Here is an 11,809-nt window from a genome sequence, read left to right on the forward strand (position 1 = left end):
TCGATACTTGATGATGATGGAAGATCCTGTAAGATCCCCCTAAACTCCATATGAAATCATAGGGTTACCAGTGACTTCCGCTTTTTTGCCCCAGGCAGCTTCCCAGGGATTGCAGAGCGTCTTCGATGCCAGGCTCAACAGCCGTGCTCGCCGTTTCCTGCGCAGTGCCAAGGCCGATACCACCCTCAATGCCTATCAGGCGGATACCCGTATCTTCGTCCACTGGTGCCAGTTGCAGGGACTGGATCCCCTGGCCTGCAATCACCTCGATATCATGAATTTCCTGGCGGATCAGGCCGATGGGGTACTCGCCCACTGGGTCTGGCTCGACAAGACCCGGGGCAGGGGAGAGCTGCGCAATGGGGAGCCGAGAAAACCGGCCACCCTGGTGCGCCGTCTGGCTGGGATCCGTTACGCCTTTCGTCAGAAGGGGATCGATCCCATGCCCACCGAGCACAGCGAGATCAAGGAGATGATGCGGGGGATAGTGCGTCTGGGTGATACGCGCAAGCGCAAGACTGGGGCCTTGACCCTGCAACCTCTGGCCCGGGTGCTGGAGGCGATCGACACAGATAACCTGGCGGGCCTGCGAGACCATACCTTGTTGCTGCTGATGTTCAGCGGAGCCCTGCGCCGCTCCGAGGCTGCCCGTATCGAGGTCGAGGATCTCGACTTCGTCGGGCGCGGAGTCAGGCTACGTCTCAAGCCGAGCAAGCATCAGCTTCATGAGACTGAGATAGCCCTGATCCCGGGGAGGGAACATTGCCCCATCGCGGCCCTGCGCCACTGGTTGACCATGAGTGGCATCAGCCAAGGGGCCCTGTTTCGCCGCATGACCCGCTGGGGCCAGCTCACCCAGGAACCGCTCGGGCCGCAGGGCATCAACCTGATGATCAAGCGGCGCACCGGCATGGCCATCGACGATCTCTATGTCAGCGGCCACAGCCTGAGAAGGGGGTTCATCACCTCGGCGGTGACGGCCGGCAAGCCGATGAACAAGATCATCGAGGTCACCCGCCACAAGGACATGCGCACCCTGCAGGAGTACTTCGATGACGCCAACAAGTTCGATGACCATGCCCTGCAGGGTCTGCTGTGAGTCATGTGCTGTCACTGCGTTACGCAGTTTTTTATGTTAAATGAACAGATGTCATGCACACCGTGATGGGGGAGTCCCAGCCAAGGTGGCCCTTCCTTCCCATCCCCTCAGCCTTTACCATGGTCGTCGGCTGGCCATGCAGGTGCCCGCCCGTCACTCCTCTGTTTCCCTGGAGAGTGAATGAGAGATAACGAATGACTTTTCTGGAGAAAGCAGCCCTATGAGCCAACAAGAGAAGCCTGAAAGGCCCCTCGACAATGCCCAGCGCCAGCGCCAGCACGTGAAGCGCAAGCAGGAGAGCCACAGCCGGTTGCAGTGCTGGATCAGTCTGCGCCATGCGAGTCGGCTGGCCGAGCTGGGTCGCCGGCTCGAAGATAGCCAGGCCTCCCTCATCGAGCAGGCGATCGATCTGCTCTATCAACATGAATGCCAGCAAGAGAAAACACCGGAGCCAGAGCCGCGCCAGTCAGCGTCCGAGATAACACATCCACGGCGGGCCCTGGCCGACACTGTGACGGAGTGAGAGATAACGAATTGCTTTGATAAAAAAAGCCAGGTACGAATTCCATGTACCTGGCATAGGGGAATTGGCTCCTTGCAGAGCCGTGCGCTAACTGGTTGCGGATAAAATAAAGCTTAGCCAAGGGGGAAGGCTTTGCAAGATCTGGAAAAATTTTCAACCAGTGTGTGGGTTTTTAAGACTCAAACAAGTTCGTGTCACGGACCAGATCCCGGGGCAGGGCATTCTTGATCCGGCTGCCGACCCACTTGCCGAGTCCCAGGGCATAACCCTGATAGCGCAGGATCACCTCGCCCTGACCGCTCTCTCCCGCCGGATGCAGATCCCGGCCCATCATGAATTCCCGCGCCTGATCGCTATCGAGCTCGACCCAGCCCTTGCTGGCCAGGTGGCCCTGGGCCAGTGCCCACTCGTGGGTGAGGCGATAGCCTTTCTTGTGGGTCTGCGCCAGCTTGAGACCGATACGGTCCAGCCGGATCTTGTTCATCAGCCGGGGGGCGAAGGGGAGGGGGAAGAGCCAGATCTCGTCATCGCGCACGAACAGGGCTCCCTCGGGGGCGATCCCATAATCGCGGATCAGCGCGTCTCTGAGGGAGGCTGCGTCGCGCTCCGCCATGGGGGTGAAGGGAAACTTGCCGAGGCGCCCTGGCTTGAACATGGGGTTGGTCACCGAGTGCCGCTTGCGCAACCTGGCGACGAAAAAGCCTTCACTGTCGTAGATCTGGGGCCAAACATGCAGGTATCCCTCCTGGGTACAGGCCTGCTCCGCACCGGGAAAGAGATCCCCCAGGGATTCGAAGCAGAGGGCATCTCCGAAGCGTTCGACCATGAAGCGGCAGATATCCTGGTTCTCTTCATGACTCAGGGTGCAGGTGGAGTAGACGATGACGCCGCCTGGCTTCAAGGCATGAAAGGCGCTCTCCAGCAGGGTGCGCTGCACCTGGGCAATTTCCCCTATGCTGGCCAGGCTCCAGTTGCGAAAGGCATCCTCATCCTTGCGCACCGTCCCTTCCCCCGAGCAGGGGGCATCGAGCAGGATGGCGTCGAAGGTTTCCGGCAACCACTGGCCGAATACCTTGGCATCGAAGTGGCTGAGCCCTATGTTGCTCACCCCGCAGCGCTGGACATTGGCCGCCAGCACCTTGACCCGGCTGCTGGAAAACTCGTTGGCGACCAGCATGCCGCGGTTCCCCATCAGGGCGGATATCTGGGTACTCTTCGAGCCCGGTGCCGCCGCCGCATCGAGCAACAGCTCGGCCTCGCTCACCCCGGCGGCGGCGAACAGGGCCGTCACCGGCAGCATGGAACTCGCCTCCTGGATATAGAAGAGACCGAGCAGGTGCTCCGCCGTGTTGCCAAGGGGCACGGTGTCGTCGGCCCGGGTCAGCCAGAAACCGGTTTCGCACCAGGGCACGGGAGCCAGGGTCCAGCCCTTCTCGGCCATGCGGGCCTGAAAGTCGGCGACGGCGATCTTGAGGGTGTTGACCCGGATGCTGCGGCGCAGGGGGCGGCGGCAGCTGGCCACGAACTCCGCCATGGAGAGATGGGCAGGCATGATGGCGGCGATGTGGCTCAAAAACGCGTCGGGAAGTAGGGTATTGTCGTGCACTTGGCATCTCGCTGGCCCAAAAACAGGGGCGATATGCTAGCACATCTTGCCGGCATGGCAGAGCGTCATGGCGCCGCCCTGTCAGGAAAGGGGCGCCAAAAAGCAGCCCGGCACTGGGCCGGGCTGCTCGGAGGATGAGGATGGCTCAATGGGTGAGCCGCGGACTCCAGCCGAGCCACTCCTCATCGGCCTTCTCATGGAGGGGGAAGCTCTGGCCGCTGCGCACCCTGGCCCCGGTGTTCTGCTCCGGGGTGGTGAAGGCGATCCCCCCCGCCACCAGACTCTGCAAGGTCTCCACCTGTATGGTGCCCCCGGTCAGGCCTATGTCGGCCTTGACCCCGGACACATTCCAGAAGCGGCTGTTGGCGCGCACCAGGTAGGCATAGTCAGGCTCCACCTGCACCTGGATCTGCACCTCGCTGCCATCGGGGGCGAGCGCCACCTGGCTCACGCTGCCCACCACCATCTTGCGAAACAGCAGGGGGCTGCCGACCGCCAGACCATTGAGGGCCGGGCTCTTGAGGGTGAGCATCAAGCCGGAGTGCGGCGACTCATGCAAGGGGAATCGGGTCTTGCCCGCCCCCTGGCCTGGGGTCGCCTCGATGAAGGCCCCCTTCACCAGGGTATCCAGGTGCGTGACGCCGGCAAAGCCGAGCTTGGCCTGCACCAGGGTGAAGCTGGCCCCGGACTGCAGGAAGCGATCGGCGTACCTGGCCTCGAGTTCGGCCAGGAAGATCACCTGGCCCATGGCCGGATCCAGCGCCACCCCCTTGACCTTGCCTATGGTGACGCCGCGATAGCGGATGGCAGAGCCTTCACCCAGACCGGGATTGCGGGAGGCGACCAGGGTGAAGGGGCGCACCATGGCCTGGGCCTGCTCCCTGTCGTCGAACAGCTTGCCATTGCCCTGACTGGTGGGGGAGTTGTCAAACTCTATCCCTCCCCGCAGCAGGGTGGCCAGGTTGCCCGCCTTGATGCGCACCCCGTCCAGCCCCACGTGAGTGTCGATGGCCGCCTTCTTCCAGAACTGGGTCTGGCTGCCCACCAGGGGGGCATAGACGGCATCTATCTCCAGGGCGATGCGCACCTCGCCGCCTTTCACCACCAGCTGGGTCACCTTGCCCGCCTGCAATCCCAGGTAAAACACCGGGGTGCCGATGGCGATGCCATCGGCCTGGCTCGCCCTCAGCCACCAGGTCTTGGCCACGGCCTTGGCCGAGCCGAGCAGGGCCAACTGCTCATCGGGATAGAGCCGATCGATGCGCCCGCCCTGACGGGCCTGCACCAGCTTGATGCCACCGGCCAGCCAGCTCGCTGCCGGGCTGGTTTCCACCTTGATGCCGCTGAGGTCGGCCTGGATCTGCAGCGGCGTCGCTCGATAGAAGCGAGCCCGCTCGAGCAGGGCACCATGGGTTTTTTCGATGAACACCCTGACCTTTGCGTTGCCGCCGGCATCCAGGGAGAGGGCACGAATGCTGCCCACCTGCAATCCCTTGTACCAGACCGGCGCCCCCTCGCTCAGGCCGGCGAGATCCTCCGTGGCCAGGGTCAGCTCCCGGCCCTTGGTCTCTGCCTGGGCACTGAGGATCAGGGTCTCGGCCCTGGGGCCCGCCACATAGTCGAGACGGATGGCAGGGCCGGCCAGCAGACGGTCGCCGTGCTCTATCCCCGCCAGGGAGAGCTTGACGCTCTCCCACACCAGACGGCTGTTGCGGGTGATGCGAAACGCCTGCTCAGGACTTATCAGGGCGCTCACCTCCCGCCCCTTGTCGGTCAGGCGAATGGGGTCGAGTCGTCCAATTTCTATGCCCTCGTAGAGGATGGGCATCCCCTCCTTGACCGGCAGATCCCCCACCTGCAGCCGCACTCGCTCGCCCCGGGCGGCCTCGGCCAGTCCCTTGTAGAGGACGAAGGTGGCGCCGCGCTCGGCCACGGGCGATTCGGCGGGCGAGTCGAAGGCGATGCCACCGCTCAGGATGGAGGCCAGGCTGCCCGCCTCCACGCTGACGCCGGCCAGGCTGAAGTTGCCCTTGATGCCGCTGATGTTCCAGAAACGGGTATCGGCCTTCACCAGGTGTTCGAAACGCGGCTCGATCACGATATCCAGCAACACCTGCTTGTCCTCCTCGCCAAGCCGGGTATTGATGACGCTGCCCACCTCCAGGCCGCGAAAATAGAGCTTGGCCCCTATCCCCACCGAGCCGAGGGAGTCGGCGCTCAGGTGCAGGGTGCGCCCCTGGGCCTGATAACCGGGGGGAGGGCCGTCGAGGGCATCGAACTCGTTGGCGACGGGATTGCTTTCCCGCCCTGGCTGCACATTGATGTAGTTGCCAGAGACCAGGGTATCGAGACCGGAGATCTCGGTCAGCGACGCCTTGGGGCTGACCAGCCAGAAGCCGGTGCCCTTGCGCATCAGGGCCCGGGCCCGACTGTCCACCTTGGCGAGCACGGCAATCTTGCGGCCATCTTCGGCCAGCGCCAGATCCTGCACCACCCCGATGGCCACCCCCTGGTAACGCAGTTGGGTCTTGCCCGGCAAGATGCCGTTCCCCTGCTCGAAGTTGATGCGGATCTGCTCGCCGCTGTTCTGGTATTGCTGATAGAGAAAACCCGCCGCCAGCAAGAGGGCGATGAGGGGCAGCAACCAGACCGGCGACAACCAGCGATGTTTCTTGATGACGGGTTCAGCCCCGACCATACCGACTCCTTATGGGGCGCTTGCGCGGCCCGCTGATCAGAAACGAAAAGATTAACGGGCCGCCTTGTCCCACAGCAGCCGGGTATCGAGCATGCGGGCCGAGAGCATGGTGAGCACCACCACCCCGGCGAAGGCCGTCGCCCCCGGGCCTGCCTGCACGTTGAGCAGCACGCCCCTATCGACCAGGGCGACCATGAGCGAGATCACAAACAGATCCAGCATGGACCAGCGACCGATGAAATCGATGATGCGATACATCACCAGCTGGCGTCGACGCCGCACCGGCTTGCGCCGCTGCAACTGCCAGCAGATCCAGCCCAGCCCCAGGATCTTCATGACGGGCACCACTATGCTGGCGGTGAGCACTATGGTGGCGATACCGGACATCTTGCTGCGATAAAGCGCCATGATGCCGCTGAAAATGGTGTCCGATTGCAGCAACCCCTTGTTGTAGAAATGGGTGATGGGCAAGAGATTGGCCGGCAGCAGCATGAAGGTCGCCAGGGCCAGCAGTCCCCATGACCAGCGCAGGGAGTGGGGGGTTCGCAGGTGAAGGGCGCCGTGACAGCGGGGACAGAGGCGATGGGGGACAAAGCGCACCAGCAGGCCGCAGTGATGGCAGCGACACATGCCGAGCTCGCGGGCGCTGATCAGCGTCTGTTCCCTCGCCATCTCATCTTCTCGCTCAGTTTCCCTCATCGGGCTCCCCCTCGGCAACCTGGGGATCCAGGGCGACCCGCTCCCAGTAAGGGGCCGGATTGAACAGGATCAGCAGGGTCATGTTGAGCAGCATCAGGATGGAGAGGCTGAGCAGGCCACCCCCCAGGCGCACGTCGGCGATGTCGACCAGCTTGAACAGGGCGACCAGCAGGCTGACCAGATAGACCTCCAGCATGGCCCAGTGACGAAACACCTCCACCGCCTTGAGGGTCACGGGAATGACGCCAAGCCGGGTCGCCAGGCCAGAGGCCAGCAGCAGGATCCCCAGCAGCAGCCCGGTCGGCGCCAGCACGGCGCACCAGAGCACCAGGGCCGAGACCCAGTACTCATGGGCCTGCCACAGCATCTGGATGCCGCGCAGCAACGTCGCCTGGGAGTTCTCGCCGGCCAGGCGCAGATAGAGCAGGGGTTCGAAAAACGCCGAGGGGAGCAGCAGCAGACCGGTGAGGGAGAGCGCCATCAACTGGGAGGGGCGAAACCCGTAACGACCATAGAGGTGCTGGTGGCAGCGGGGGCAATGGGCGTGACGGCGCAGGGGCAATAACTTGCGGGCGATCAGCAAGTCGCAGGCCGGACAGACGATCACGTTATTGGGATCCGACATACGTTTCAACCTGTTGAAGGAGTGGGTGAAATTTACCTTAAAACCGGCTGGCTGTCTTGCCTCTCTCCCCCAGTGCCACGAAAGTATGATTGACGTTAACGTAAAGGTAATATTAGATAATCAGACCCGACAAATGAAAGGAGTCATGATGTCCAGCCCAATCCCCTCGGCCGGTCGCCGTTTTCGCGATGCCCTTACCCAGGAAGCCCCGTTGCAGATCGTGGGCACCATCAATGCCTACATGGCGCTCATGGCAGAGCGCAGCGGTTTTCGCGCCCTCTATCTCTCCGGCGCCGGGGTGGCCAATGCCTCCTACGGCCTGCCGGATCTCGGCATGACCTCGATGAATGACGTGCTGATCGACGCCGAGCGCATCACGGCCGCCACCCGGCTGCCGCTGCTGGTGGACATAGACACTGGCTGGGGCGGTGCCTTCAACATAGCGCGCACCATTCGCGCGTTCGAGCGGGCCGGGGTGGCCGCCGTCCACATGGAGGATCAGGTCGCGCAGAAGCGCTGCGGCCACAGGCCCAACAAGGCGGTGGTGAGCCAGGGGGAGATGGTGGACAGGATCAAGGCGGCGGTCGATGCCCGTCAGGATACAGACTTCGTCATCATGGCCCGTACCGATGCCCTGGCGGTGGAAGGCATAGGGGATGCCCTGGAGCGGGTCGCCGCCTATGTGGCCGCCGGGGCCGACATGATCTTCGCCGAGGCGGTGACCGAGCTTGGCCAATACGATCTGTTTGCCAAGGCCGCCGGGGTGCCCATCCTCGCCAACATGACCGAATTTGGCAAGACAGAGCTGTTTGACAGGTCGCGACTCGCCGAACACGGGGTGGGCATGGTGCTCTACCCCTTGAGCGCCAGCCGGGCGGCCAACCAGGCCGCCCTCAATGTCTACCAGCACATTCGCCAGGAGGGCCATCAGCGGGCCGTCGTGGAGAGCATGCAGACCCGGGAGGCCCTCTACGACTTCCTCGGATATCACCACTACGAACAGACCCTGGATCGTCTGTTCACCACCAAGGATTAGGAGGTTCGTCATGGGACAAGCAGCGAAAGAGCAAGGGGCAAGCAAGCCCCTTGGCGGCGCAGGATTGCGGGGGCAGAGCGCGGGGGAGACCAGCATCTGCACCGTCGGCAAGAGCGGTACCGGGCTCACCTACCGGGGCTATGACATTCAGGAGCTGGCCAGGGGGGCCGAGTTTGAGGAGGTGGCCCATCTGCTGCTCAAGGGCGCACTGCCCAGCGCCGCCGAGCTTGCGGCCTATCAGGCCCGGCTGCGCGCCATGCGCACCCTGCCCGCGGCCCTGCGCGAGGTACTCGAGCTCATTCCCGCCGATGCCCACCCCATGGACGTGCTGCGCACCGGCTGTTCCATGCTGGGGGATCTCGAGCCCGAAGATGGCTTCGAGCACGAACACCATGTGGCCGATCGGCTGCTGGCGGCTTTTCCCGGGATCCTGCTCTACTGGTACAAGTTCAGTCACGAGGGAGTGCGCATCGACACGGATACCTCGGAAACCTGCATCGGCGGCCACTTTCTCGCCCTGCTGCATCAGGCCCCCCCCAGCGAGCTGGCACGCCGGGTCATGAACGTCTCCCTCATCCTCTATGCCGAGCATGAATTCAACGCTTCCACCTTCGCCGCCCGAGTCTGCGCCTCGACCCTGTCGGACATGTTCTCCTGCGTCACCGCCGCCATCGGTACCCTGCGTGGTCCGCTCCACGGCGGTGCCAATGAGGCGGCCATGGCCATGATCGCACCCTGGCAGGACGAGGCACAGGCGCGGCGCGAACTGCTCGCCAAGCTGGCCGCCAAGGAGAAGATCATGGGCTTTGGCCACGCCGTCTACCGCACCTCGGATCCCCGCAATGCCATCATCAAGGAGTGGGCCGCCAAGCTGGCGGAAGCGGCGGGGGATGACAGGCTCTATCGCGTCTCCTGCGAGGCGGAGCGGGTGATGTGGGACGAGAAGGCGCTCTTCCCCAATGCCGACTTCTTCCATGCCAGCGCCTATCACTACCTGGGGATCCCGACCAAGCTGTTCACCCCCATCTTCGTCTGCTCCCGGGTCACCGGCTGGTGCGCCCACATCATGGAGCAGCGCGAGCACAACCGCATCATACGCCCGAGCGCCGACTACATAGGTCCGGCTCCCCGGCATTTTGTCTCCCTGCAGCAACGCTGAGGGGAGTACTCACCCGTCTCCCCACTCACCACAACGATAAGGAAATCATGATGTCCGCCAACGTCGACCTCAACCACAGACCCGAACCGGATCCCATCCTGGTCGAGATTGCCGATTACGTCTGTCACCAGCCCATCACCAGCCAGCTGGCCCTCGATACCGCCCGCTACTGCCTGCTCGACACCCTGGGCTGCGGCCTGCTGGCGCTGCGCTTTCCCGAGTGCACCAAGCACCTGGGCCCCATAGTGCCGGGCACCCAGGTGCCGCACGGTGCCCGGGTACCCGGCACCCAACTCTGCCTGGATCCGGTCAAGGGGGCGTTCGATATCGGCACCCTCATCCGCTGGCTCGACTACAACGACACCTGGCTCGCCGCCGAGTGGGGCCACCCCTCCGACAACCTGGGCGCCATTCTGGCCACCGCCGACTGGCTATCCCGTACCCGGGTTGCCGAGGGCAAGGCGCCCCTCACCATGGCCGAGGTGCTCATCGCCATGGTCAAGGCCCACGAGATCCAGGGCATCCTGGCCCTGGAGAATGCCTTCAACCGGGTCGGACTGGACCATGTGGTGCTGGTCAAGGTGGCGAGCACCGCCGTGGTGACCCGGATGCTGGGGGGAAGCCGGGATCAGGTGATCGACGCCCTCTCCCAGGCCTTCGTCGATGGCCAGAGCCTGCGCACCTATCGCCATGCTCCCAACGCCGGATCCCGCAAGAGCTGGGCCGCCGGCGATGCCACCTCCCGTGCCGTGCGCCTGGCCCTCATCACCATGAGCGGCGAGATGGGCTATCCCGGGGTGCTCAGCGCCCCCAACTGGGGATTCTATGACGTGCTGTTTGGGGGCAACCGCTTCGCCGTCAACCAGCCTTTCGCCAGTTACGTGATGGAGAATGTGCTGTTCAAGATAAGCTACCCGGCCGAATTCCATGCCCAGACCGCGGTGGAGTGCGCCCTCAAGCTGCACGCCGAGGTGAAGGACCGCCTCGACGAGATCGACAAGATAGTGCTCACCACCCATGAGTCGGCCATTCGCATCATCAGCAAGGTGGGCCCTCTCAACAACCCGGCGGACCGGGATCACTGCCTGCAATACATGGTGGCGGTGCCCCTCATCTTCGGTCGGCTGGTGGCCGAAGACTACGAGGATGACGTGGCGGCCGATCCCCGCATCGACGCCCTGCGCGCCAGGATGCTGGTGGAGGAGGACAAGGGCTACAGCCGCGACTACCTGGAATCGGACAAGCGATCCATCGCCAACGCCATCCAGATCTTCTTCAAGGATGGCAGCCACACCGCCAGGGTCCACGTCGCCTATCCGGTGGGTCATCAGCGCCGACGGGAGGAGGGGATCCCCCTGCTGCTGGCCAAGTACAGGGCCAATCTGGCGACCCGCTTCCCGGCCAAACGGGTCGAGGCCCTCTATCGTCTCGGCCAGGACAGGGAGGCGCTCGCCGCCATGCCGGTCAATCAGTTCATGGACCTGCTGGTGATCTGACGCCTCATCTTCCAATGCAATGCCCGCCACCCGGCGGGCATTTTGCTATGGGCGCCGCGCCCCCATGCTCAGGCCAGTGCCCGGATTTGCGATACTGTACGTTTATACATATACTTCTACCATCATCAACAAGGAGGCAATCATGGCCGTTGAAATCAAATATGTCGTCATGCGTGGGGGAGTAGAGAAGATGACCTTTACCAGCAAGAAAGAGGCCGACGCCTATGACAAGCTGCTCGACACCGCCGACGAGCTGCTGCAGTTGCTGGTCGGGGCTCCGGTCGAGCTCGCCCCCGAGCAGCAGGAGAGCCTGGCGTTCTACCTGGCACAGCAGCGGGATCTGCTGCAGACCGTGCTGCGGGGCGGCAAGGCGCAGCCCCTTGTCCCGGAGACAGACAAGGAAGCGAGCAAGGAGAAGAGTGCCAAGGAAAAACCCCTCAAGAGCGTGGCCTGAGGCAACCCAAGGGAGGGCAAGGGTCGGCTCGCCCCTATGCGCTGCACCGTGCCGTTTGCCCACTTGGGTCTCACCCGTTCTTGTTGCGACAGGCAACACCATGACGGCAAGGCCGAACCATGGGGCACCTGGTTATTGCGATGGCAACCGTGATGGCGAGCAACCGTCAGTCAGCGGGCTGGGACGGGTTGCCATGGCTGCATCTGAGGTGCATCGAGCAGAGGCCAGCGCCAGAGGAAAACCGGCATCCATTCAAACAAAAGCATAAGCAGTCAAACTTGAAAGTATTTCCCCGAAAATTTCCTAACAACCATGAATGGTTAAGCAATAACCTGCATAAACAAGGTGCATCTGGTACGCCAGAGCGCAACCGGGTGATCGCGGCAATGCGTCTGCGACCTATCATCCACTCCT

The 11,809-nt window shown here is 63.3% G+C and carries 10 protein-coding genes; 6 read left to right on the top strand and 4 right to left on the bottom strand.

Going from position 1 to position 11,809, the window contains the following annotated elements; all coding sequences use genetic code 11:
• The first annotated feature begins 157 nt into the window (after nucleotides 1–157).
• Nucleotides 158–1,099, top strand: coding sequence for a tyrosine-type recombinase/integrase (locus BN1119_RS00565; protein ID WP_162625751.1), 942 nt, complete (start codon nucleotides 158–160; stop codon nucleotides 1,097–1,099).
• A gap of 220 nt (nucleotides 1,100–1,319) precedes the next feature.
• Nucleotides 1,320–1,622 (top strand): RepB family protein, encoded by a 303-nt coding sequence (locus BN1119_RS19715; RefSeq protein WP_084205225.1) that lies wholly within the window; start codon nucleotides 1,320–1,322, stop codon nucleotides 1,620–1,622.
• Between the two features lie 172 nt (nucleotides 1,623–1,794).
• On the opposite strand, the gene rsmF is transcribed toward BN1119_RS19715, so the two are convergent.
• The 4 genes from rsmF to BN1119_RS00590 all read right to left on the bottom strand — a co-directional run bounded on the left by rsmF (nucleotide 1,795) and on the right by BN1119_RS00590 (nucleotide 7,250).
• A complete protein-coding gene (gene rsmF / locus BN1119_RS00575; protein WP_041992337.1) occupies nucleotides 1,795–3,228 on the bottom strand; it encodes a 16S rRNA (cytosine(1407)-C(5))-methyltransferase RsmF in 1,434 nt (477 codons plus the stop codon).
• A gap of 145 nt (nucleotides 3,229–3,373) precedes the next feature.
• Nucleotides 3,374–5,926: an MlaD family protein gene (locus BN1119_RS00580; RefSeq protein ID WP_041992340.1), complete on the bottom strand. Its 2,553-nt coding sequence runs from the start codon at nucleotides 5,924–5,926 to the stop codon at nucleotides 3,374–3,376.
• A gap of 51 nt (nucleotides 5,927–5,977) precedes the next feature.
• A complete protein-coding gene (locus BN1119_RS00585) occupies nucleotides 5,978–6,598 on the bottom strand; it encodes a paraquat-inducible protein A (RefSeq protein WP_157438598.1) in 621 nt (206 codons plus the stop codon).
• Between the two features lie 13 nt (nucleotides 6,599–6,611).
• Nucleotides 6,612–7,250 (bottom strand): paraquat-inducible protein A, encoded by a 639-nt coding sequence (locus tag BN1119_RS00590; RefSeq protein ID WP_041992344.1) that lies wholly within the window; start codon nucleotides 7,248–7,250, stop codon nucleotides 6,612–6,614.
• Between the two features lie 148 nt (nucleotides 7,251–7,398).
• Between BN1119_RS00590 and prpB the strand changes: the two genes are divergently transcribed.
• From prpB to BN1119_RS00610, 4 genes are all read left to right on the top strand, one after another.
• Nucleotides 7,399–8,286, top strand: a complete 888-nt coding sequence (prpB, locus tag BN1119_RS00595; RefSeq protein WP_041992347.1) for a methylisocitrate lyase — start codon at nucleotides 7,399–7,401, stop codon at nucleotides 8,284–8,286.
• Nucleotides 8,287–8,296: 10 nt separating this feature from the next.
• Complete coding sequence (gene prpC, locus BN1119_RS00600; RefSeq protein WP_041992350.1) at nucleotides 8,297–9,445, top strand: bifunctional 2-methylcitrate synthase/citrate synthase; 1,149 nt, start codon at nucleotides 8,297–8,299, stop codon at nucleotides 9,443–9,445.
• A gap of 50 nt (nucleotides 9,446–9,495) precedes the next feature.
• Nucleotides 9,496–10,941 (top strand): bifunctional 2-methylcitrate dehydratase/aconitate hydratase, encoded by a 1,446-nt coding sequence (locus BN1119_RS00605; RefSeq protein WP_041992353.1) that lies wholly within the window; start codon nucleotides 9,496–9,498, stop codon nucleotides 10,939–10,941.
• A gap of 142 nt (nucleotides 10,942–11,083) precedes the next feature.
• The gene (locus BN1119_RS00610) at nucleotides 11,084–11,395 is read left to right on the top strand and encodes a YebG family protein (protein ID WP_041992356.1); all 312 of its coding nucleotides are present in this window, start codon (nucleotides 11,084–11,086) and stop codon (nucleotides 11,393–11,395) included.
• Nucleotides 11,396–11,809 lie beyond the last annotated feature (414 nt).

It is taken from the genome of Aeromonas bivalvium, assembly GCF_000819765.1.
Taxonomy (GTDB): domain Bacteria; phylum Pseudomonadota; class Gammaproteobacteria; order Enterobacterales; family Aeromonadaceae; genus Aeromonas; species Aeromonas bivalvium.